General features: G+C 45.9%; 20 protein-coding genes. 13 read left to right on the plus strand and 7 right to left on the minus strand.

Going from position 1 to position 24,422, the window contains the following annotated elements; all coding sequences use genetic code 11:
* The first annotated feature begins 73 nt into the window (after window positions 1-73).
* Together ppc and ABR397_RS00980 are read left to right on the plus strand one after the other, a co-directional pair.
* Window positions 74-2,710, plus strand: a complete 2,637-nt coding sequence (ppc, locus tag ABR397_RS00975; protein ID WP_350304078.1) for a phosphoenolpyruvate carboxylase — start codon at window positions 74-76, stop codon at window positions 2,708-2,710.
* 372 nt (window positions 2,711-3,082) lie between these two features.
* On the plus strand, window positions 3,083-3,661 hold the full coding sequence (locus tag ABR397_RS00980) for a YolA family protein (RefSeq protein WP_350304079.1): 579 nt from the start codon (window positions 3,083-3,085) through the stop codon (window positions 3,659-3,661).
* Between the two features lie 293 nt (window positions 3,662-3,954).
* Here ABR397_RS00980 and ABR397_RS00985 read toward each other — a convergent pair whose 3' ends face one another.
* The 5 genes from ABR397_RS00985 to metB all read right to left on the minus strand — a co-directional run bounded on the left by ABR397_RS00985 (window position 3,955) and on the right by metB (window position 10,921).
* The gene (locus tag ABR397_RS00985; protein ID WP_350304080.1) at window positions 3,955-4,350 is read right to left on the minus strand and encodes a type III secretion system chaperone; all 396 of its coding nucleotides are present in this window, start codon (window positions 4,348-4,350) and stop codon (window positions 3,955-3,957) included.
* Between the two features lie 2 nt (window positions 4,351-4,352).
* Window positions 4,353-5,288, minus strand: a complete 936-nt coding sequence (locus ABR397_RS00990; protein WP_350304081.1) for a hypothetical protein — start codon at window positions 5,286-5,288, stop codon at window positions 4,353-4,355.
* 790 nt (window positions 5,289-6,078) lie between these two features.
* A complete protein-coding gene (gene metF / locus ABR397_RS00995) occupies window positions 6,079-6,963 on the minus strand; it encodes a methylenetetrahydrofolate reductase (RefSeq protein ID WP_350304082.1) in 885 nt (294 codons plus the stop codon).
* A 359-nt stretch (window positions 6,964-7,322) separates the two neighbouring features.
* Window positions 7,323-9,758, minus strand: a complete 2,436-nt coding sequence (locus ABR397_RS01000) for a bifunctional aspartate kinase/homoserine dehydrogenase II (protein ID WP_350304083.1) — start codon at window positions 9,756-9,758, stop codon at window positions 7,323-7,325.
* A 2-nt stretch (window positions 9,759-9,760) separates the two neighbouring features.
* Window positions 9,761-10,921 (minus strand): cystathionine gamma-synthase, encoded by a 1,161-nt coding sequence (metB, locus tag ABR397_RS01005; RefSeq protein WP_350304084.1) that lies wholly within the window; start codon window positions 10,919-10,921, stop codon window positions 9,761-9,763.
* Between the two features lie 287 nt (window positions 10,922-11,208).
* Here metB and metJ point away from each other — a divergent pair, with 287 nt between their 5' ends.
* Complete coding sequence (metJ, locus tag ABR397_RS01010) at window positions 11,209-11,526, plus strand: met regulon transcriptional regulator MetJ (RefSeq protein ID WP_021325403.1); 318 nt, start codon at window positions 11,209-11,211, stop codon at window positions 11,524-11,526.
* A gap of 152 nt (window positions 11,527-11,678) precedes the next feature.
* On the opposite strand, the gene rpmE is transcribed toward metJ, so the two are convergent.
* Window positions 11,679-11,894 (minus strand): 50S ribosomal protein L31, encoded by a 216-nt coding sequence (gene rpmE / locus ABR397_RS01015; RefSeq protein ID WP_021325402.1) that lies wholly within the window; start codon window positions 11,892-11,894, stop codon window positions 11,679-11,681.
* Between the two features lie 209 nt (window positions 11,895-12,103).
* Here rpmE and priA point away from each other — a divergent pair, with 209 nt between their 5' ends.
* The 7 genes from priA (at window position 12,104) to rraA (ending at window position 20,264) form a co-directional block, all read left to right on the plus strand.
* Window positions 12,104-14,302: a primosomal protein N' gene (priA, locus tag ABR397_RS01020; protein ID WP_350304085.1), complete on the plus strand. Its 2,199-nt coding sequence runs from the start codon at window positions 12,104-12,106 to the stop codon at window positions 14,300-14,302.
* 451 nt (window positions 14,303-14,753) lie between these two features.
* Window positions 14,754-15,782 (plus strand): DNA-binding transcriptional regulator CytR, encoded by a 1,029-nt coding sequence (gene cytR, locus ABR397_RS01025; protein WP_350304086.1) that lies wholly within the window; start codon window positions 14,754-14,756, stop codon window positions 15,780-15,782.
* A gap of 69 nt (window positions 15,783-15,851) precedes the next feature.
* The gene (ftsN, locus tag ABR397_RS01030) at window positions 15,852-16,673 is read left to right on the plus strand and encodes a cell division protein FtsN (RefSeq protein ID WP_350304087.1); all 822 of its coding nucleotides are present in this window, start codon (window positions 15,852-15,854) and stop codon (window positions 16,671-16,673) included.
* 122 nt (window positions 16,674-16,795) lie between these two features.
* Complete coding sequence (hslV, locus tag ABR397_RS01035; protein WP_133813993.1) at window positions 16,796-17,326, plus strand: ATP-dependent protease subunit HslV; 531 nt, start codon at window positions 16,796-16,798, stop codon at window positions 17,324-17,326.
* Window positions 17,327-17,337: 11 nt separating this feature from the next.
* Complete coding sequence (gene hslU / locus ABR397_RS01040; RefSeq protein ID WP_350304088.1) at window positions 17,338-18,669, plus strand: HslU--HslV peptidase ATPase subunit; 1,332 nt, start codon at window positions 17,338-17,340, stop codon at window positions 18,667-18,669.
* A gap of 96 nt (window positions 18,670-18,765) precedes the next feature.
* Entirely contained in the window at window positions 18,766-19,686 is a 921-nt protein-coding gene (locus tag ABR397_RS01045; protein ID WP_350304089.1) for a 1,4-dihydroxy-2-naphthoate polyprenyltransferase, read from the plus strand.
* A gap of 68 nt (window positions 19,687-19,754) precedes the next feature.
* The gene (rraA, locus tag ABR397_RS01050; RefSeq protein WP_350304090.1) at window positions 19,755-20,264 is read left to right on the plus strand and encodes a ribonuclease E activity regulator RraA; all 510 of its coding nucleotides are present in this window, start codon (window positions 19,755-19,757) and stop codon (window positions 20,262-20,264) included.
* Window positions 20,265-20,329: 65 nt separating this feature from the next.
* On the opposite strand, the gene zapB is transcribed toward rraA, so the two are convergent.
* The gene (gene zapB, locus ABR397_RS01055) at window positions 20,330-20,572 is read right to left on the minus strand and encodes a cell division protein ZapB (RefSeq protein WP_021325396.1); all 243 of its coding nucleotides are present in this window, start codon (window positions 20,570-20,572) and stop codon (window positions 20,330-20,332) included.
* Window positions 20,573-20,874: 302 nt separating this feature from the next.
* Between zapB and ABR397_RS01060 the strand changes: the two genes are divergently transcribed.
* The 3 genes from ABR397_RS01060 (at window position 20,875) to fpr (ending at window position 24,420) form a co-directional block, all read left to right on the plus strand.
* Entirely contained in the window at window positions 20,875-21,705 is an 831-nt protein-coding gene (locus tag ABR397_RS01060) for an MIP/aquaporin family protein (protein ID WP_350304091.1), read from the plus strand.
* Between the two features lie 30 nt (window positions 21,706-21,735).
* Window positions 21,736-23,259 (plus strand): glycerol kinase GlpK, encoded by a 1,524-nt coding sequence (gene glpK, locus ABR397_RS01065; protein ID WP_350304092.1) that lies wholly within the window; start codon window positions 21,736-21,738, stop codon window positions 23,257-23,259.
* Between the two features lie 414 nt (window positions 23,260-23,673).
* Window positions 23,674-24,420, plus strand: coding sequence for a ferredoxin--NADP(+) reductase (fpr, locus tag ABR397_RS01070; protein ID WP_350304093.1), 747 nt, complete (start codon window positions 23,674-23,676; stop codon window positions 24,418-24,420).
* The last annotated feature ends 2 nt before the right edge of the window (window positions 24,421-24,422 follow it).

The raw sequence follows: 24,422 nt of genomic DNA on the forward strand, positions 1-24,422 counted from the left end.
TCCCGCCACTTAAATAAAATTTTTCTACAGGAACAGAATCAACATTCTGCCAGCAATAAAGGCCAAGAGTCACATGAATCAACAATATTCCGCAATGCGCAGTAATGTCAGCATGCTAGGTAAGCTGCTGGGAGATACGATCAAAGAAGCTTTAGGGGAAGATATTCTCGATAAAGTTGAAACTATCCGCAAATTATCCAAATCATCCCGTGCCGGCAATGAAGCACACCGCCAGCAACTATTGTCCATATTGCAAAACTTATCCAATGATGAATTGTTGCCGGTTGCCCGCGCTTTCAATCAATTTCTCAACCTGACAAACGTCGCGGAACAATATCACAGCATATCCCCACATGGTGAAGCTGCCAGCAACCCGGTTGCTTTGGCAAAGTTATTCACCCAGTTAAAAGAAAAAAATTTCAGTAATGACAATCTAAAAAAAGCGGTGAATGAGCTGTTTATTGAACTGGTCCTCACCGCTCACCCAACTGAAATCGCGCGTCGTACCTTAATCCACAAACTGGTAGCCGTTAACACCTGCCTGTCACAATTAGATCATGATGACCTGGCGGATTATGAGCGTAATAACATTATGCGCCGCCTGCGCCAGTTAGTCGCCCAGTCATGGCATACCGATGAAATCCGTAAAATCCGCCCTACTCCAATTGATGAAGCTAAATGGGGCTTCGCTATGGTGGAAAACAGCTTATGGGATGGGGTACCAGCATTCCTGCGTGAATTCAATGAACAGTTGGAAGAGTCTATTGATTACAGCTTGCCGGTTGAAGCAGTTCCCATCCGTTTTACTTCTTGGATGGGCGGCGACCGCGACGGCAACCCAAATGTCACGGCTGAAGTTACTCGCCATGTATTACTACTTAGCCGCTGGAAAGCAGCCGATCTGTTCCTAAAAGATATTCAGGTTCTGGTTTCTGAATTATCCATGTCTGAATGCACACCAGAAGTTCGCAAACTGGCTGGTGGTGATGAAATTCTGGAACCTTACCGGGAAATTGCCAAAAAACTGCGAACACAACTCAGCAATACATTGGAATATTTAGAGAAACGGCTGAAAGGGGAACAAGTTCTGCCGCCCACCGATCTGCTGGTGGATAATGAACAGCTCTGGCAGCCCCTTTACGCCTGTTATCAATCATTGAAAACCTGTGGCATGGAAATCATCGCCAACGGCCAATTATTGGATATCCTGCGCCGTATTCGTTGTTTCGGGCTATCACTGGTACGTATCGATGTCCGTCAGGAAAGCAGCCGCCATACAGCCGCCATGTCTGAATTGACGCAATACCTGGAATTAGGCGACTACGAAAACTGGTCCGAAGAAGAGAAACAGGCTTTCCTGCTGCATGAACTGAATTCCAAACGCCCACTGATCCCACATAACTGGCAACCAAGCGCTGAAACTCAAGAAGTCTTCGAAACCTGTAAAGTGATTGCAGAATCACCTCAAGACGCCATCGCTGCTTACGTTATCTCAATGGCTAAAGTACCTTCTGATGTATTAGCGGTTCACCTGCTGCTGAAAGAAGCCGGTTGTCCGTTCACCTTACCAGTTGCCCCGCTGTTCGAAACCCTTGATGACCTGAACAACGCCGAAAATGTCATTCAACAATTGATGAATATTCAATGGTATCGCTCTCTGATTCAGGACAAACAGATGGTGATGATTGGCTACTCTGACTCGGCAAAAGATGCCGGGGTGATGGCAGCAGGATGGGCGCAATACCGCGCACAAGATGCATTGATCAAAGCCTGTGAAAAAGAAGGCGTCACGCTGACCTTGTTCCACGGTCGCGGCGGTACCATTGGCCGTGGCGGCGCACCAGCACATGCAGCGCTGCTTTCCCAGCCACCGGGAAGCCTGAAAGGTGGGCTACGTGTCACTGAGCAGGGTGAAATGATTCGCTTCAAATTCGGTCTGCCACAGGTCACTATCAGTAGCTTAGCGTTGTATGCCAGCGCAATTCTGGAAGCCAACTTGCTACCACCACCGGAACCTAAGCCGGAATGGCATCAGATAATGGATACCTTGTCTGATGTTTCTTGTCGGATGTATCGTGATTATGTGCGTGAACAACCTGATTTTGTGCCTTATTTCCGTGCTGCAACGCCAGAACTGGAATTAGCTAAACTCCCTTTGGGTTCTCGCCCAGCCAAACGCCGCCCGACAGGGGGTGTGGAAAGTTTACGAGCTATCCCGTGGATTTTTGCCTGGACACAGAACCGCCTGATGTTGCCGGCTTGGTTAGGCGCAGGTGCTGCACTACAAACAGTCGTGAATAATGGTAAACAGGATGTACTGGCAGAAATGTGCCGCGATTGGCCTTTCTTTACAACCCGCATTGGGATGCTGGAAATGGTTTTCGCTAAAGCGGACCTATGGCTGGCGGAATATTATGATCACCGCTTGGTGGATAAGCGTTTGTGGTCATTAGGTCAGAAGCTGCGTGAGCAACTTTCAGCGGATATTAAAACAGTATTAACCATTTCCAAAGATGAACATCTGATGGCAGATTTACCGTGGATTGCAGAATCAATCGCCCTGCGTAATGTTTATACCGATCCATTAAACGTTTTGCAGGCAGAACTTCTACTACGTTCCCGTCAGCAGCAACACCCTGATCCACAGCTTGAACAGGCGCTGATGGTCACAATAGCGGGTGTAGCGGCAGGAATGCGAAATACAGGTTAATCGCTGTCAAGTAGGAAGCAATCTCCGCGCGACGGCAGTGATATTATTGAGCACAGTACGGGTATCTTTCATCTCCATATAACCCTGGACAAGATGTGCTCAATGGTATCACGGTTTTGCCACATTTGCCGTGATAGCCGTTTGCTAAACTCAGCTAAATATTTTGGATGCAAACGAAAAAGAAGTCATTTCTCGCCAGATGAAACCTGCTTGAAGAGCAATTCCTTAATAATTTACCCTACCCCTGTTCCGTTAAGCAAAGACACGACAAGAATAGCCTAAATTCCACTCATTACATAAATAAAATTTGATAATGTGATTTTTGCTCACTTCCCTAGAATTGTGCCTTTCCATTTATAAGAAGGTTCAATCATGAAGAAAAATAAACTTGCCATTTTGTTATCACTTGCTGCCCTGTTTGGCGTTAATGCCTATGCCCAAACAGAGCAACCACAGGAAGCTCCTGCTGCTAAAAATGCCCTGACAGCGCAATCCCAGCTGCTGCCTAACCCTGAGAACCCCATCCGTGCCGACGAGAAAGAACTCGATACTAAGTCTGAGATAGCTTACATCTCCGCACCTCCACTAACCAATATGTGGGTCTATGCCGTTGGCTCGACGACTTGCGGATGGGAATACACTTCCAACTTGCCGGTGACAAACTGCAATCACGGAGGACAGCAGCTCCGCGCCGCCGTTCTGGAAGTTGGCTACGGCTATAACTCCTTTGCTTGGATGAACGGCAGTATACTGCCATACTCGTTGTACTCTTCTACACCAGTTTGCATTACAAACGGGTACTACAATTGGCCATGTGCTGGAGGCCAAATTGTGGTTGGCTTCCTTAAGGAATACAGCCTCGATGGCTACCAGAACGGTATATTCAGCTACCAAAATACTTCCGCTAATTGGCCTCGAAATACCATGTCAGCGCAGATTAGCATTCTTTGATCTACTGCTGAAACCCACTTAAGAGTCTGTAAAGGGCGGGAAACCGCCCTTGTTCATTTTTACGCACAGATATCGACGCCGATGGTTTAGCCTCGTAATTAAGTAATTATATTAAATTAACTTAAAAGTTTACTTCTGTGAATTTTTCACAAATTATTTCCGTTAGGCTCCCTCTGTAGAAATGCCTGTACCCAGTAATAAAGTCATTAATCAACGAATGCACAAAATAATATCGCTCGTGGCTTGCAATAATACACCTGATTAATCTCTTAAAGCTTCTTAAGGTTTTTCGCCTAGACTTTATGCCACGAACTCCCTTGAATACTTAACGGCGGCCATTCTTGGCTTTCAGTGATAGGTGCCGTAGCCGTAAGGTCCCTAGCTTGCTGTAACATCCGCTCGACCAAGTTGGTCAACAGCTCAGCATCTAGCCTCTCCAACCATTCACGGCTCCAGAGCAGAGTCTCTCCCTCACCACTACGGCTCAGTTGCAATGATGGCCAATCGGCCAGTGTAGCCAACGAACAAGGTTCGACATCACCTAGTGGAATAAACAAAGTTACCAACTCATCGCGTTGGCGGATATGCAAACTAAAAGGGCCGAGAGGTAGATCGAGCCCTTCCGAATGCAGAGATTCTTCGGTCTGCCCAAGGCGTCGGCACAGTTCCGATAATAAGGCATTAAACATGGTTACTCTTTATGGTTGTCAAACACAGATTCAGTCGGCGGCCACAGGTTAGCGATCGGTGGATTACTCGGCATGCCTTGCAACCTACCACCTATGGTTGCAGCCCAAGGATCGATGACATGTGCTTGCTTACCCCAAGTTTCGGGTTTGCTGAGTTCACTGTTAGGATCGCGACCGACCACCACGAAGCAGTGGGTCTGGCTATGCCCCTTGGCACCACGATGAGCAACTACCTCAATGCGCTGCTGGTTATCTTGATTGTGCTTCATCAGCTCGGCTGCCGCAGAGTAGGCAAAAGTCGTGCAGCAACCAGCTTGGGCTTGAGCGACACAGGCGGCAATAGATTTCAGTTGGTTAAGACTGACGTTTCCTCGTTTAGCGGCAATAGCCGCCATATTGGACATGTCATTGGCCTGTTTGTTAGCATCCTTGCGACTCTGATTGCTTCCGAATGAATCCAATCTCTCTTTAATCTTCCGATAATTAGGGGTCTGCTTACTGACGAAAGTGTCAGCATCGGTGCATGCATAAGCTCCCATCTTCTGTAAAGCTGGCATAGCCTGCTTTAACATGGCCTGAGGGCTAGTCGTCGTCACCTTTGGCTGGAGGGTGCGCACCACAGCGCCTTGTTCTGCCAGAGCCTGTTTAAGCTCGGCAAGGCGGGTACTACGGGCTGCCACCTCTTTAGGGTGGTGGCTCTCCCAATGCTGGATAGCATCCTGCACCCGTTGGGCCTGCGCACTGTTGGGAGCACTCTGCAACTGGCGCAATTCGGTGATTAAATGCTTGAGATCCGAGCTCTGGAAGTGCAGAGGGCCACGTCGGACAGACTGTTCGAACAAGCGGTTACCCTGTTCAAGTAGGGGAGAAGCTGCTGCGTGCTGAGGAACTTGCGTTTGGCTAAGCAACGTATGGCCGCTGATGGATGAAATTGGCATAACTTTTTCCAACATAAATTGAATTAATTAAGGTCATCTTAGTATTTTTCCTACCCTGCTTATGTAAAAAAGTGACCCGATTTTTATCTGTTTCAGGTGTAGAGAAAAGGATTCTCCGGGGATAGGTGTTCAAGATTATTGAACCACAACAGTTCATACTGGATGGATGCGCAGTTGAGCGTTGTTTTGAGGCCAAGAAACATGTCGCCGCGTATGCCCTTATGGTCGATGCAAAGGGAGAAAAGGCCAAAAATTTCTACGAACATTACGGATTTATTTCATGTCGCGATAACCCAATGACGCTCTATCTACCACTTGGTACATAACCGGTGATTGAGAAGGCCTACCTAGCCACCCGGATAGCTCTCTCCTCAAAACTAGGCTGTGTCCCATACTTATGCAGTAAATCAGTAAATTTTATGAAATAATATATTAATTTCAACTGGTAGATTCACATAATATGGTAACTGTTAATGTTTAGCAGAATGCGGGAGGTTAATACGAAATAATGAATCTAACGACCAGAGATTAAGAGTGATAATCGTGTGAAAAGATATTATGAAAATTATAATAACCATAGCAACCGTTTACTATATTTAATGATTTAATTGATAACAATGAATTATTTACTAAAATTAAAACCCTTTTATTCTCTCAACTCTATAAAATTAAATATTAAAAACATATTAACCTTAATATTCATAAAGAAAATAAGAATTCACTATTCATAGCAATACAGCGGAAAAAAATATGCTCTTACTAAGCGACATTTCTTAATAAGAGCCAATGATTAAGGACGAACACCCAGAGTATGGCAGATTGCATAACTCAGTTCCGCGCGGTTTAAGGTATAAAAGTGGAAATCTTTCACACCTTCACGACTTAAAATTTTCACCATATCCATTGCGATAGAAGCGCCAACCAGATTAGAGCTCTCAGTGTCATCATCCAGCCCCTCAAACATTCTGGTCATCCAACTTGGAATACGAACATTGGTCATTGTCGCAAAACGTTTCAACTGACGGAAGTTGGATACCGGCAGAATACCCGGTACGATTTCCACATCAATTCCGGCGGCAACACAGCGGTCACGAAAACGCAAATAACTTTCTACATCAAAGAAGAATTGAGTAATCGCACGGTTCGCACCCGCATCAATCTTTCGTTTCAGGCAAATCAGATCAGCCTGAGAATTTTTCGCTTCAGGATGAACTTCAGGGTAAGCAGCCACTGAAATATCAAAATCAGCTTCTTTCTTAAGTAATTCAACCAGATCAGCCCCATACATTTTAGGCTTTTCACTGTTATCAGGTAAATCACCCCGCAAAGCCACAATATGACGAATACCATTATTCCAATAATCACGGGCGATTTCGCACAATTCATCGCGGCTGGCATCAATACAGGTGAGGTGCGGAGCAGCCTCAAGACCGGTTTTCTCTTTTATTCCTTTGATAATGCTATGGGTACGGTCACGTTCACCAGAGTTAGCCCCATAAGTAACAGAAACAAATTTAGGCTTGAGAGTGCTCAAGCGACCAATGGATTTCCACAGGGTTTTTTCCATCTCAGCTGTACGCGGTGGAAAGAATTCAAATGAAACACGGATCTGTCCTTCCAATTCAGCCAGATTCTGATTCAGCGCTTCTCGCTGATTAGCGTGAAAAAAACTCATACCCTGTACCTCGTTAAACAAGCGGAATAATTTCCTGTCTTATAATTTGCCAGTTACTTTTATTTAAACATCTAAACACCCAACCACCTAACCACCTATACGTTTAGACGTCTAAATAAGATGAAGGATTGGGATTTTTTAGTCAACAATAAATTTGAGTTAAGATAATGAGTAATATTCATCCTGAATCGGAAAAAAATTCATCAGAGAATATTTGGCTTTGTTTATATCGAGTTAACAAATCAAGATACCCAAAGCAACGATGAAGAAGGGTGTCTTTACCAGAACACCCTTCCCCTCGTTACCTCAAATATCAAGCGAAGGAAATTGCATCAGCAAACAAGTGGGGATTTTGCAACCTAAAGCAGTTGTGACAAACGGTTAAGATCAGACTGAATCGCGCCTGCTGTAACATCACGACCGGCACCCGGCCCACGGATCACCAGCGGATTATCACGATACCAACGGCTCTCAATCGCAAATACATTGTCGCACGGTAACAAAGAAGCCAATGGGTGATCGGGACGTACCGCCTCAACACCGACTTTAGCCTTACCATTCGCATCAAAACGGGCGACATAGCGCAATACCATGCCCATTTCCTGTGCCGCAGCCAATCGCTGTACCATTTGCTCATTGATAGCACCGCTGTTATCAAAGAACTGCTCAATAGAACCTGATTTCGCTTCTTTCGGCACTAATGACTCAACACGCACCTGCTCTGGCTCAATCTCATAGCCAGCTTCACGGGCAAGGATAATCAGTTTACGCATGACATCCTGACCAGACAGATCAATTCGCGGATCAGGTTCTGTCAGTCCCTGCTGCCACGCCTGTTCAACCAAATCACTGAATGGTACTGAACCATCAAATTGCAGAAACAGCCAAGATAGCGTACCAGAGAAAATACCACTTATGGACAAAATGGTATCGCCACTCTCGCGTAAATCTCTCACTGTATGGTTGATCGGTAAGCCTGCGCCAACGGTTGCATTGTAAAACCAGTGACGACCGGTTTTGGCAAATGCGTCACGAATAAGACGATAATCGTTACTACTGGAAGCACCGGCAATTTTATTGGCACTGATAACATGGAAACCATAACTAGCAAAATCACTGTAACATCGTGCCAGTTCTTCACTAGCAGTCACATCTAAGATCACCAGATCGTCATAAGGGTGTGCCCGCATCCACAGGAACAACTCATCGACATCATGCTCTGTCGCTTCAGCATCAAAGAAAGCTAATGCCCGGCTAGCATCAATCCCCTGATAATCAAGCAAACTCCGGCGACTATCCGCTACACCCGCCAGAATAAATTCAAAATCACTGCGGGCAGAAATATTTTTCTGCTCACGAGCGAATAGCTCCAACCAACGGGAGCCGATATTTCCTTTACCAAACAAAATCAGGCCAATTCGCTTTTCAGCACGGAACAAACTCTGATGCAACCCCTGAATCACATGTTCAGTCTGATTGGTCCGCAACACAGCGACAAGACTGATACCATCCTCCGCGTGCCAGATAAATTCTACCGGCTGATCTTTAAGCTGCTGATAAAAACGATGGCAATGCAATGGATTCTTACAGACTCCCGCCCCAACCAGCGCCACCAGCGCCAATCCTTCTCTCAGGGAGAGTTTCCCCGGCAGCGCGGCATCTTCCAAAACCTCCAGTGCACTATTCACCACTTCGGAAGTGTAGCAGAGCTGAATCAGGTTACAGTCCGGATGGATACCGGTTGCCAGTGGGCGAATTTGTCCCCGCTTTAACAACAGATCAATATCTTTGTATATCTGTTTGAAATCATTATGAGCAGCCACATGCAATTCAATCAGGCAAACTTCATCATGGCTGGTGACAATTTTTGCCCCAGTCCCGGACGCCAACACCCTTTCAATACGGGTGGATCCCTGCTCCGGCTGGTAGCTGCAACGCAGCAGTAAATCAATATCACTGACGGAAACAGGCTGTAAGGTACGAGTATGCAGCACAGGTGCGGCAAGACGAGCAAGCTCGCTCGCTTCATCCAGGCGTAATAAAGGTAACAGGCAGGCGTCTTTTACTTTTCTCGGATCGGCGCTGTAAACACCGGCGACATCACTCCAGATGGTTACCCGTTTAGCCCCTGCCAAAGCACCAACCTGCGTTGCAGAATAGTCACTGCCATTTCGCCCCAGTAAAACCGTTTCTCCATCATGATTACTGGAGATAAATCCCGTTACAACCAGTCGCTTATTAAGATTTTGAGTTAACAGCTGATTCAGTAATGGCAGAGAAAGGTCAACATCAACTTGGGGTTGAGCCGCCCGTTCAGCGCGTAAAAATTGACGGGCATCCACCCAGTCACTGGCGATCCCCCGAGCTTCAAGTACCGCTGACATCAAACGTGCAGACCAGATCTCCCCGTGACCCACAACTTCTGCATAAGTCACATCACTCACCGGTTTATCCAGTAATGCACTCAACCTTTCAAGATCGGCAATAAAACGCTTCACTAACTCTTCAGCAACAGTCTCAGGCAGCAAACCTCTGATAAGATCCTGCTGATAACGGCGCAAAACCTGCTGTACCTGATGGGCAGAAATACGGTCGTTCTGGCTGAGTTTAAGCCAGTTAATTAACTGGTTGGTTGTGCTGCCTGCCGCGGATACCACCATCAAATCACCAGGTTGGCTATAATTGGCCATAATCTTAGCTACCCGTTGATAACATTTCACATCCGCGAGGCTGCTACCACCAAACTTATGTAATTGGCGGCCATTCTCCGCCCCTGCTACTGCCAGTGCACTCATGGTCACTCCTTTAATACTGCCTGAAATGCATTTTCCAAATCAGCGATTAAATCCTGACTATCTTCAATACCTACAGAAACACGCAACAGTGAATCCGTAATACCTGCTTCCGCCCTTGCCTGTGCTGACATTCCCACATGAGTCATGGTAGCAGTATGGGAAATCAACGTTTCCACGCCTCCCAATGATTCGGCCAAAGTAAATAATTTCAACTCAGACAGAAAACAGCGTATTGCCGATTCACTGCCATCTAACTCAAAACTTATCATTGCGCCAAAACCGGACTGTTGCTTACAGGCAATTTCATGCCCTGGATGATCTTCCAAAGCAGGATAAAAAAGTTTCTTCACTAACGGTTGCTGTTGAAGATAATTCACAATTTCCCGCGCATTATTTTGCTGTAAAAGGATCCGTGGCGATAAAGTACGCATCCCACGCAACAGAAGATAACTATCAAACGCCGCACCAGTCACACCAATATTATTCGCCCACCAGGCAAGCTCCGTCGCAATATCTTCATCCTTTGCAATAATAGCTCCGGCAATAACATCAGAATGTCCGTTAAGATACTTAGTGCAGGAATGAACAACCAGATCTGCCCCCAATGCCAGCGGTTTTTGTAATACAGGACTCAGGAAAGTGTTATCAACAATCACTGTCGCACCGACCTCATGGGAAAGCCGGCATATATGGGCAATATCCACGATACGCAACAAAGGATTACTTGGCGTTTCAATTAATACCAACTTTGGCTTTCTGGACAATACCTGTTTTAACGCCTGTTCATCACTCTGATCGATAAAAGCCACGTCATAAGCACCACGTTTACTCTGGCTGTCAAACAAGCGGTAGCTGCCGCCATAACAGTCATGGGGAGCAACCAACAGATCACCCGGCTTAAGAAAAACCGTACATAACAGATGAATCGCTGACATGCCGCTGCTGGTCATAACAGCGCCTACTCCCCCCTCCAGTTCAGCCAATACCCTCTGCACCATATCTCGGCCTGGATTACCCCTCCGAGAATAATCATGTGTTCTCGGCTGATTAAAATCAGTAAAATTATATGTACTGGAAAGATAAATAGGTGGAACAACACAGCCATACTGCTCATCATTATTCAGCCCACTGCGGACTGCTATTGTTGCCTGTTTGCGTGTCATATCAGTTACCACTGCCTGTCATAAATTCGAGTCAGGGAAGAATACCCGCCGCCACAATAGACGTCAACACATCTAGACATCTAAACCTCTTTACGGTTAGATTAAGTAATGGGATAATTATCCATCATAACTATGCTGCTTTTATTATTAGTAGTCATTAGTTTATCGCATATACTATAACTGTATAATTGATAAGGAAATCACGATAAAATGGCAATATTTTGCGACGAAAGCGGGTTCTGTTATCCGGCTTATTTTTATGACTTCACGACTATTTAAGGTACCCCATGGCTGAGTGGAACGGTGAATATGTCAGCCCTTATGCTGAACATGGCAAAAAAAGCGAACAAGTGAAGAAAATCACAGTTTCAATTCCGTTGAAAGTGTTGAGGATCCTCACTGATGAGCGCACCCGTCGCCAGGTAAATAACCTGCGTCACGCGACTAACAGTGAATTGCTGTGTGAAGCATTCCTACATGCATTCACTGGGCAACCACTGCCCGATGACGCTGATTTACGCAAAGAGCGTAATGACGAAATCCCAGAGGCGGCTAAAGGGATCATGCGGGAATTAGGCATTGATCCCGATACCTGGGAATATTGATAGTGGCATAACGAAACCTCCTGCAAAATTCAGGGGGTTTTTTACTAATTGAAATACAAAATAACCGATTTAAATACAAAACGCCCGATGCAAAACATCGGGCGTTTGTTCGTACCAGTTGATCTGCTTTATAAACAGACACAATTTGGCAATTACTTACCAACACCTGGAACGTTGAAACGTTTGTTGAAACGATCAACACGACCACCGGTAGCAACATCACGTTGTTTACCAGTATAGAATGGGTGGCATTGACCACATACGTCCAAGTTCAGAGCGCGATTAACGGTAGATTTGATCTGCATTACATTTCCGCAAGAACAAGTTGCAGTAACTGCTTCATATTTAGGATGAATATCTTTTTTCATGGGATAACCTCTGTTAAGGCCGTGTCGCTATCCAGCCCTGTTGCCGCCAGACACCACACGTCGTGTTGATAAAATAAGTTTGATATCTTTCGTACCAAAGGCGGCGGATCATACAGAATATCTGTCTATCCCGCAATGAAATCCGCTGATTGTCTATGATACTCTATAACCAATTTTTACTTTATTTATTGATCGCCCGGAATAATTTTATGACCGTCGTTCAGGTTGCCCTGCCTATCCCTCTTGCCCGCTCTTTTGATTATCTGTTGTCCGCAGAGAACCAAGTACCCGTTGCAGGGATGCGGGTAGCCGTCTCTTTTAGTAACCGTCAGACAATTGGTATCGTCACCGGAACAACTGACAGCAGTGATATTCCAACGGAACAACTGAAATCGATTGAATCTATTCTCGACACTCATTCCCTATTTTCAGAAGATCTCTGGCAATTACTACTTTGGGCATCCAGCTATTACCATTATCCCATCGGAGAAGTGCTGTTCCATGCATTGCCGACACTGCTTCGTCAAGGAAAGCCCACTGAATCCTCCCCGCTCTGGCAATGGCAACTAACTCCGGCGGGAGCTGAAATACCCTTGGCGCAATTGAAACGTTCACCAAAACAGCAACAGGTGCTGGCAGCACTGCGCCGAAAAGCAATATATCGCCATCAGATTACAGAACTGGAATTAAGCGAAAGCGCCTTCCAGTCACTTAAAAAGAAGTCACTTATTGATTTATACCCGGTGCAACCTGAATCTCAGAACTGGCGAAATCATTTCCAAATCACCGGCGAACGCCTGAAATTGAATACAGAACAAGCCACAGCAGTTGGTGCTATCCGCGCAGAAGAACAGCAATTTTCTCCTTGGTTACTGGCCGGCATTACCGGATCAGGTAAAACGGAAGTTTATCTCAGTGTGCTGGAAAATATTCTGGCGCAAGGTAAACAAGCACTGATACTTGTACCGGAAATTGGCCTGACACCACAAACAATCCATCGTTTTAGAGAACGCTTCAATGCTCCGGTTGATGTCCTTCATTCAGCCCTCAATGACAGTGAACGCCTTGCTGTATGGTTACGGACGCAACGTGGTGAGAACGCAATTGTCATCGGTACACGTTCAGCCTTATTTACCCCCTTTGCCTGCCTTGGCGTCATCATTATCGATGAAGAACACGACAGCTCTTATAAACAACAGGAGGGCTGGCGTTACCATGCCCGTGATTTAGCGGTATTCAGAGCAAAAAAAGAGAATATCCCAGTGATTATGGGTTCTGCGACTCCGGCACTGGAGACACTTTATAATGTGCGACAAGGCAAATACAGCCAACTAACATTATCCAAACGAGCAGGTCATGCCCAGCCAGCAACTCAACATCTGTTGGATTTAAAAGGCTTGCCACTCAAAGTCGGGTTATCTCAACCACTGATAAAGCGCATTGAAGAACACCTGCAAGCAGATAATCAGGTAATACTGTTTCTCAACCGCCGCGGTTTCTCACCTGCTCTGCTCTGCCATGAATGTGGCTGGATTGCAGAATGCCAACGCTGTGACCATTATTACACCTTGCATCAGCACCATCGTCAGTTGCGTTGCCATCATTGTGACAGCCAACGTCCGGTTCCCCGCCAGTGTCCACAATGCGGCTCTACTCATCTTCAACCTGTTGGCCTTGGCACAGAGCAGCTTGAAGACGGTATTACAGCGCTGTTCCCTGATGTACCAGTTACCCGTATTGACCGGGATACCACCAACCGCAAAGGAACACTGGAACAACAACTGGCCGACATTCATGCCGGTGGCGCCCGTATACTGATTGGTACCCAAATGCTGGCAAAAGGCCACCATTTCCCCGATGTCACACTGGTCGCGTTGCTGGATGTGGATGGCGCCCTGTTCTCAGCCGATTTCCGGGCAGCAGAACGCTTCGCACAGCTTTATACGCAAGTTTCTGGTCGTGCCGGCCGGGCAGGTAAACAGGGAGAGGTGGTTCTCCAAACTCATCATCCTGACCATCCGTTACTGCAAATTCTGCTGAATAAAGGTTATGACGCCTTCGCAACTCAGGCGATGGATGAACGCCAAAGTGTATTTTTGCCGCCATTTACCAGCCACATTATCTTGCGGTCAGAAGATCACGATAATCAGCAAGCACCGGCTTTTTTACAGCAATTGCGCCTGCTTTTTGAAAATCATCCTCTGCGTGATGATAACTTATGGATAATGGGGCCAGTTCCCGCATTACAGGCAAAAAGAGGTGGACGTTATCGCTGGCAACTATTGATTCAACATCCATCCAGAATTTTTTTACAAAAAATCATGATGATGGTTTATCCACAAATAATGGCTCTGCCGCAAACCCGAAAAGTGAAATGGAATATTGATGTTGACCCAACGGATAGTTAGTGATTAATTATCTTTATTTTAAACCATATATACCCAATAGATTTCAAGTTGCAGCGCGGTGGCAAGTGAACGCATTCCCAGGAGCATAGATAACGATGTAACTGGGGTAAGTGAAAGCAGCCAACAAAGCAGCAACTTGAAAGATGAAGGGTATAACGTTATCAGATTAAGCATACTTCTATTAACACATTAGTAAAATCAACTAAGTCACCCTCAATTAATAAAAAATTATTCAATAATTTGCGAGCCATATCGAATAAATGATTCATATCACACTTTTTTGCAAACTAAAGAACAAACGAATTTGCCAAACTGTTTAGAATGGTCCCTTAATAACATTGTCATCACCTTAAACCAAAATGTCGTGACTTTCCTAAGGTCACTGACGGTCTCCCGGCAACCAGAAAATGACAATCGTTTAACTAATCAGTCAGGAAATGAGGAGTGAGTTTTGGAGCAGAAAAAGAATGGCACCTCTGCAACGATGAAAGATGTCGCTGAAGTGGCTGGCGTTTCTACCGCAACAGTATCAAGAACACTCATGAATCCAGAAAAGGTTTCTTCCCAGACACGACAAAAAGTGGAACAAGCTGTACTGGCTGTGGGTTATTACCCAAATAATTCATCCCGTAATCTTAAACGCAGTGAGTCGAAAACGGTTTTAGTCATAGTGCCGAATATCAGTGACCCTTTTTTCACTGATGTGATTTGCGGTATTGAAGAAACAGCAACGCAACAGGGTTATCTGGTTTTAATCGGTGATTGTCAACATCAGCAAAAACAGCTACACGCATTTCTCAACTTGATTGTCACCAAACAAATTGATGGCCTGTTGCTGCTTGGCTCCAATATTCCATTTGACGCCAGCAAAGAAGAACAAAAAAACTTGCCCCCCATGGTCATGGCAAACGAATTTGCGCCAGAGCTGGAACTGCCGACTATTCATATTGATAACCTGACCGCAGCATTCAATGCCACTCATTACCTGCAAACACTGGGGCATAAACACATTGCCTGTATCTCCGGGCCGGACGATATCCTGCTTTGCCGCTACCGCCTTCAGGGATATATTCAGGCATTGCGTCGTTCTGGCGGGACAATCCGTGAAGATTATATCGTCCAAGGTAACTTTACCCATGAAAGCGGCGCAAAGCTGACCGAGCAGCTGATGTCTCTGCCAGAACCCCCAACAGCTATTTTCTGCCACAGCGATGTGATGGCGATTGGCGTTATGTGGCAGGCTAAAAGAATGGGCTTAAGAATACCGCAAGATTTATCAATCATTGGGTTTGATAACTTAAGCCTGGCCATGTACAGCGATCCGCCATTAACAACCGTTGGACAACCCCGTTATAAGATTGGTCAAAAAGCAATGTTATTGTTGTTGGATCAAATCCAGGGCCATACAACATCTGGCGGATCTCAATTACTGGAATCTGAATTAATCATCCGGCAAAGCACCTGTTCGCCTAAAAGCTAGGCAAATAACTCCAGGTTAAGTAACATGTTGTTTATTTCCTTTTATTTAAATAACTCAGCGAATTAGACAGTGGCACAACGAGATTATGTGAGTCGCGGGCGTTCAAACGCCCGCCGTAAAAACACCGATAAGAAAAAATACCCGTCCCAAGGTCTGCCAAAAACCACTCTGGCAGTCGCGGTAGCATTGGTCGTTATCTTTATCGGCGGCCTCTACTTTATTACCCACAATAGACAAGAAAGCGCGCCAGACGCACGACCAAAACATCCCCAGCAAAATAATGGTTTACCGCCAAAACCAGAAGAGCGCTGGCGCTATATCAAAGAATTGGAAAATCGCCCTGTTGGTATCGCGGCGCCACGTGAGCCATCATCCGGCGAGCAGACAAAATCACGCATTCCGCTGACGGCAGAACAACGGCAGTTGCTTGAACAAATGCAGGCAGATATGCGCCAACCAGCGACTTCATTACCAGAAGTCCCATACAATGGCGTTCAAGTACCGCGTTCACAAGTGATCATCAAACCATCAGCAGAGACGCAACAACCATTGGAAACAAGACCACAACCTCAGCAAACATTGCCACAACAACAAATACAAACTCAGCCAGTTCAGCCACAGACACCGCCGCTGGCTGAACCCAGTAAGCCTAAACCAGCAGAAAATGCACAGCGTATGATTTTGCAATGCGGTTCATTCCGCAATATGGACCAAGCTGAGTCAGTACGCGCCAGCCTGGCATTTGCGGGTATTGAAAGCCAAATCACAACGGGAAACGGCTGGCATCGTGTCGTTCTTGGCCCTTACAGCAAAAGCACCGCAGGAAAAATGCAGGAACGCCTGAAAGGCGCTGGCGTACCCGGTTGTATTCTCCGTGCTACTGGGGGTTGAAAAATGATAATTCTCCCCCATTTATACTGCTAACACCGTGCACACGGTATTTTCGATAGCCAATACACTGTCGAAAGTACCGTGCGTCACATTTATCTATTTTTGTAACCAAGGGCTTACTCGTGACTACAATCGTAAGTGTTCGCCGTAACGGCCAAGTCGTAATCGGTGGTGATGGACAGGCAACGATGGGTAATACCGTCATGAAAGGCAATGTCCGCAAAGTTCGCCGCCTCTATAATGACAAAGTCATCGCGGGTTTTGCTGGCGGTACAGCAGACGCTTTTACTCTGTTTGAACTGTTTGAACGTAAACTTGAAATGCACCAAGGACATCTGACCAAGGCGGCCGTTGAGCTTGCCAAAGACTGGCGGACCGACCGCATGCTACGCAAACTGGAAGCATTGCTGGCAGTCGCAGATGAAAATACCTCCTTGATCATTACAGGTAACGGCGATGTCATTCAGCCGGAAAATGACCTGATTGCCATTGGTTCCGGTGGCCCATACGCGCAGTCTGCTGCACGGGCAATGCTGGAAAATACCGATCTCAGCGCCAGAGAAATTGCAGAGAAAGCACTGACAATTGCCGGTGATATCTGTATTTACACCAACCATAATCACAACTTCGAAGAACTTCCTTCAAAAGCGTAAGGGTAGATAGTATGTCTGAAATGACTCCACGCGAAATTGTCAGCGAACTTAACAACCACATCATTGGTCAGGACAAAGCGAAACGCGCTGTAGCTATCGCACTCCGTAACCGCTGGCGTCGTATGCAGCTGAATGAAATGCTGCGTTATGAAGTGACGCCTAAAAATATTCTGATGATTGGCCCAACAGGTGTCGGTAAAACCGAAATCGCCCGTCGGCTGGCAAAACTGGCGAACGCGCCATTCATCAAAGTTGAAGCGACAAAATTCACCGAAGTTGGCTATGTTGGTAAAGAAGTCGATTCTATCATCCGTGATCTGACCGATGCTGCGGTTAAAATGGTTCGTCTGCAATCCATTGAAAAAAATCGTTACCGGGCTGAAGAACTGGCGGAAGAGCGCATTCTGGATGTCTTGATCCCACCAGCCAAAAATAACTGGGGACAAGCGGAGACGCAATCTGAACCCTCAGCCGCTCGTCAGGCATTCCGTAAGAAGTTACGTGAAGGTCAGCTTGATGATAAAGAAATCGAGATCGATGTCGCCACCACACCAGTGGGCGTAGAGATCATGGCGCCTCCTGGCATGGAAGAGATGACTAACCAGTTGCAATCCATGTTCCAGAACCTTGCCGGTCAAAAACATAAATCCCGTAAGCTGAAAATCAAAGACGCTTTCAAACTGTTAGTGGAAGAAGAAGCCGCTAAACTGGTTAACCCGGAAGAATTGAAACAACAGGCTATTGATTCGGTTGAACAACACGGTATCGTCTTCATTGATGAAATCGACAAAATCTGTAAACGCGGCCAGACTTCAGGCCCTGACGTTTCCCGTGAAGGTGTTCAGCGTGACCTGCTGCCACTGGTGGAAGGCTGTACGGTATCCACCAAACACGGTATGGTAAAAACAGACCATATCCTGTTTATCGCCTCCGGCGCATTCCAGGTTTCCAGCCCTTCTGATCTGATCCCTGAATTACAAGGGCGTCTGCCAATCCGTGTGGAATTACAAGCATTAACCACAGAAGATTTCGAACGTATTCTGACTGAACCTAATGCATCCCTGACGGAACAGTATAAAGCGCTGATGGCGACAGAAGGAATGAACATCAGTTTCACCGCTGATGGCATCCGCAAAATCGCTGAATCGGCATGGCAGGTAAACGAATCAACCGAAAATATCGGCGCCCGTCGCTTGCATACTGTTCTTGAGCGACTAATGGAAGATATCTCTTTTGACGCCAGCGAACGTCCTGGTCAATCAGTTGATATCGATGCCAATTACGTCAAAGAACATTTAGATGAGCTGGTTGCAGATGAAGATCTGAGCCGATTTATCCTATAATCGGAATATACGGTTTCTTATCCGCTATAATTATTGATGGGAGGCTCGCCTCCCATTTATTTTTTATAATATTTAAAGGAGTAAGTTAACGTAGAAATGAACTCACCAACTTCCGTCAGTCAAACTCAAGCATGGCTGGAGAGTTTACGCCCTAAAACGTTGCCACTCGCCCTCGCAGCCATTATTACCGGCTCCGCCCTTGCCGTCTGGACAGGGCATTTCAAGCTGCCTGTTGCCTTACTGGCTCTGTTAACAGCGGCTATGTTACAAATTCTGTCCAATCTCGCCAATGATTACGGCGATGTTGTCAAAGAAAGTGATACTGAAAAACGTATCGGGCCACTGCGCGGTATGCAAAAAGGCGTTATCACCGCCTCACAGATGAAAAAAGCGCTGAAGATTACGGTGCTGTTGGCTTGCCTGTCTGGAATTGCCCTCATTGCCGTTGCCTGTGAAGAACCTAGGGACATATTAGGTTTTCTGATCCTTGGTCTGCTGGCAATTGTTGCTGCAATTACCTATACAGTCGGCGCAAAACCCTATGGCTATATAGGACTTGGCGATATTTCCGTACTGATATTCTTTGGCTGGTTAAGTGTTGCCGGGGCTTATTATCTTCAAGCGGGGTTTTTTGACTCAATTGTCATGCTGCCGGCAACCGCCTGTGGTCTTCTTTCCGCTGCTGTTTTAAATATTAATAATTTGCGCGATATTGAAGATGACAAACGGAATGGCAAAAACACCCTTGCTGTCCGTCTCGGCCCCCAAAAAGCCCGCTATTATCATGCCTGTCTCATCATCGGGGCAACCCTCTGCTTGGTCTTGTTTACCATACAAAATCTGCCAGGCTGGTCCGGTTGGCTGTTCTTGCTCGCATTGCCTTTGTTGCTCAAACATATGTGGTATGTGCTCAACGAACCCACACCAGAAGGCATGCGCCCAATGCTGGAACATATGGTTAAAGCGGCATTACTGACTAACATTCTGTTTTCGGCCGGACTTGTTCTTAATTATTGATGATTTTGCTAACATCAACCTGAAAGGGATATACTTACTGTTCCATACCTTAACCAGACGTAAATCCTATGAAATATGATACTTCCGCGCTTTGTGACATCTATCAAGAAGAAGTAAATGTGGTAGAGCCTATGTTCTCCAATTTTGGTGGGCGTACTTCATTTGGTGGTCAAATCATCACAGTCAAATGTTTTGAAGACAACGGGTTAATTTACGACCTGCTTGAAGACAACGGTCACGACCGTATTTTACTGATAGATGGTGGTGGTTCTGTACGTCAGGCATTGATTGACGCAGAACTGGCACAACTCGCTGTGCAAAATGGATGGGAGGGCATTGTCGTTTACGGTGCGGTACGTCAAGTTGACCAGCTGGCAGAGCTTGACCTTGGTATTCAGGCTATAGCAGCCATTCCTGCTGGCTGTCGTGATGAAGGAACTGGTGCAAGCGATATCCGGGTAAATTTCGGTGGTGTAACCTTCTTCTCCGGCGATTATCTGTATGCTGACAATACAGGCATCATTCTATCTGAAGAGCCACTGGCACTTGATGACAGTGAAGATGAAGAGATCATCTAACGACAGCGTATAAGATCAAGGGCGATTTTTTGGATCGCCCTTTTTTGTCTGCCGGCAATTTGTAATTACTGGACATCTTCCATTTTGCCTAACAAGGCACGCAAACGCTCCTGCCATACTTGCTGCTCTTGTTTCAATTGCTCATTCTCATGAACCAGAGACTCGCGGCTGCTGGCTGCGGTTTCAATTTCCTGAGACAAAGACTTATTCTTTTCTTTTAATTCTTCAATTTCCATTTGTAGCAGGGTAATAGTATCAATCGCCTGCTGAACCTTAGCTTCCAGCTTTTCAAAAACTTCAAATGACATTCTCGGTTCCCCCTTATAAGCAATCGTCTGATTGTATGTAGCCAAAGCGTCCCTGTCTAGCAACATCCCCAACACATGAAAAAAACTATCAAATAAAAACGACAAAGTGCCTCACACTTTAATTTTTAGCAAAATGCCAAAAAAATGCGGAACCACTCATTTTGTTGACACAACACACACATTTCAATTTCGCTATTTCTCGTTTCCGCGCATTAACGATAAATTTACAAAACCTTCCTTTCAATGCTGAAAGGCGAAAATAATAATTACCACTCCAAAATCTTCTTCGTAGGATAGAACATATGAGCCAAACCACTAGCACGACATTAACCGGACAATGTATCGCTGAGTTTCTTGGTACCGCACTATTGGTTTTCTTTGGCGTAGGTTGTGTTGCCGCTGCCCGAATTGCCGGCGCACAACTAGGCTTGTGGGAAATCAGTATTATTTGGGGGATGGGTGTCGCATTGGCAGTTTATCTCACCGCAGGTGTTTCCGGCGGTCACCTTAACCCTGCGGTGACAATTGCCTTATGGCTGTTTGCCCGTTTCGAGGGCAAAAAAGTCGTTCCTTTTATTATTGCCCAAATGATCGGTGGTTTTGTCGCTGCCGCTATCATCTATATGATGTACTACAGCGTATTCCTTGATTACGAGCAAGTACATAATATTGTTCGCGGCACCCCTGAAAGCCTATTTACAGCAGGTGTATTCTCCACTTACCCGATGGCATCACTATCTATTTCTCAAGCATTTATGGTAGAAGTCATCATTGCCGCAGCTCTGCTGTGTCTGATTCTGTCACTAACTGACGATGGTAACGGTGTTCCACGCGGGCCTCTGGCTCCGTTACTGATTGGTATTCTGATTGCCGTTATTGGTGGCGCATTTGGCCCATTAACCGGTTTCGCCCTAAACCCGGCCCGTGACTTTAGCCCTAAACTCATTGCTTATCTGGCAGGTTGGGGAAATATCGCTCTGACTGGTGGACGTGAAATCCCTTACTGTCTGGTTACTCTGACCGCACCAATTATCGGCGGTATTATAGGCGCATTCGGCTACCGCAAACTTATTGGTCGCCATTTGCCATCGGATACCAACAAGACTAAAGACCAGAGCAAAAAGAAAGCCTAAAGTAGAGCATTACCAGAACAGGTTATTATCATGACAACAAAAAATATGATTGAGAAAAAATATATTGTCGCTCTTGATCAGGGAACAACCAGTTCCCGAGCAGTCATTCTTGATCACGACGCCAATATTATCTCTATTTCCCAAAGAGAATTTACTCAAATTTATCCTAAACCGGGCTGGGTCGAACATGATCCCATGGAAATCTGGGCAACCCAAAGCTCAACGCTGGTAGAAGTATTAGCGAAAGCGGATATTAGTTCGGATCAGATTGCCGGCATTGGCATTACCAACCAACGTGAAACAACAATTATTTGGGAAAAGGAAACCGGTAAACCAATCTACAATGCCATTGTTTGGCAATGTCGTCGTACCGCAGATGCTTGTACCAAACTGAAACAAAAAGAAGGCCTGGAAGAATATATTCGCCAGAACACAGGATTGGTCGTTGACCCTTACTTCTCTGGCACCAAAGTAAAATGGATTCTGGATCATGTTGAAGGTGCGCGTGAGCGGGCAGAAAAAGGCGAGTTACTGTTTGGTACTGTAGACACCTGGCTGGTATGGAAAATGACCCAGGGCCGTGTCCACGTTACGGACTACACCAACGCGTCCCGTACGATGCTGTTCAATATTCACAATCTGGAGTGGGATCAACATATTCTTGATGAGTTACAAATCCCACGAGCCATGCTACCCACTGTTCATTCATCTTCTGAGATTTATGGTCAGACCAACATTGGCGGTAAAGGCGGTACCCGGATCCCTATCGCCGGCATTGCCGGTGACCAACAAGCAGCTCTGTATGGTCAGCTTTGTGTCCAACCCGGTATGGCGAAAAACACCTACGGGACAGGCTGTTTCCTGCTGATGAACACCGGTAATGATGCCGTACGTTCCAACCACGGCTTGCTGACAACCATTGCCTGTGGCCCCCGCGGTGAAGTGAACTATGCGCTTGAAGGTGCAGTTTTCGTTGGTGGCGCTTCTATTCAGTGGCTGCGTGATGAACTGAAACTCATTGCAGATGCTGCTGACTCCGAATACTTTGCCACCAAAGTTAAAAACAGTAACGGCGTATATGTAGTTCCCGCGTTTACCGGTCTTGGCGCACCCTACTGGGACCCTTACGCCCGCGGCGCCATTTTCGGCCTGACCCGCGGGACAAACAGTAATCACATTATTCGTGCAACGCTGGAATCCATTGCCTATCAGACCCGTGATGTACTGGATGCCATGCAAGCGGATGCAGGTACCCGATTGCAAGCACTGCGTGTGGATGGCGGCGCCGTTGCCAATAACTTCCTGATGCAATTCCAGTCAGATATCCTGGGTACCCGCGTAGAACGCCCTGTAGTGCGAGAAAGCACCGCATTGGGAGCCGCATTCCTCGCAGGATTAGCTATAGGCTACTGGCAAGATCTGGATGAAGTGAAAAGCAAAGCCACCATTGAGAAAGAATTCCGTCCGGGTATTGAAACCACCGAGCGTAATTACAAATACAATGGCTGGAAAAAAGCCGTTGCCCGCGCGCAAGACTGGGAAGATAAAAGCTAAGATTTGCTGATAGAAAGATAAAGAAAGGGTGGAACTTTCCACCCTTTGAAATCCTATTTCTTTCTAATCTTCAGAAATTTTCTTTTAAAACTGAATCGAACATTAGGATCTAACGTAAAGCCTAATTTTGACAAACTTTTTATTATCTCGTAGATAAAATCAGAATATTCCTTTGATAATTTATCTCCATATTTATAGATAAAATCTATAGCATGGTAAACTATTAGTTTTTTGAATTTTCTACTGAAATTCTTACCGGCTATTAAGATAATCTCGACTATTCAAACCCGATATGAAGAAAAATAAATTCATTCTCCTATGACACAGAATCGATAATGGTATTTATATCAATAGACTAAAATCACGGCATAAAAACAAACTGTTCCGGGGTTTCAGGATAGGAGATTAATTCCAATGGCAAACTGGATTACAGGAAAAGTTACACAAGTTATTCACTGGACGGATACCTTATTCAGCATCAGGATGCATGCACCGGTTGAAGAGTTTACCGCTGGTCAATTTGCGAAACTGGCGCTGGAAATAGAGGATGAACGGGTTCAACGGGCCTACTCTTACGTTAATGCGCCGACAGATAATAATCTTGAATTCTATTTAGTGACAGTTCCAGAAGGCAAACTCAGCCCACGGTTAGCAGCCCTGCAACCCGGTGATAATCTATTGGTTACAAAACAAGCCGCCGGATTTTTTATTCTTGATGAGATACCGGATTGCAAAACATTATGGATGCTTTCAACGGGAACAGCCATTGGCCCTTATCTGTCAATCCTTCAACAAGGGGATTATCTGGACAGATTCGAGAACATCGTATTGGTGCATGCAGTCAGGCTAACACAAGATTTAAGCTACCTGCCCTTAATGGAGCAATTAGTTCAGCGCTTCAACGGCAAATTAAGAATTCAGACGATCGTCAGTCGCGAACAAAATCCTGACTCATTGACTGGCCGTATCCCGGCATTGATTGAAAATGGCGAACTTGAGGCGGCTGTCGGGCTGCCGATGAACAGCGACAACAGCCATATAATGCTATGCGGTAATCCCCAAATGGTGAAAGATACCCAACAACTGCTAAAAGAACAGCGAGGAATGGCAAAACACCTGCGCCGCAAACCAGGGCATATCACCAGCGAACAGTACTGGTAATT

It is taken from the genome of Photorhabdus viridis (assembly GCF_040256935.1).
GTDB lineage: Bacteria > Pseudomonadota > Gammaproteobacteria > Enterobacterales > Enterobacteriaceae > Photorhabdus > Photorhabdus viridis.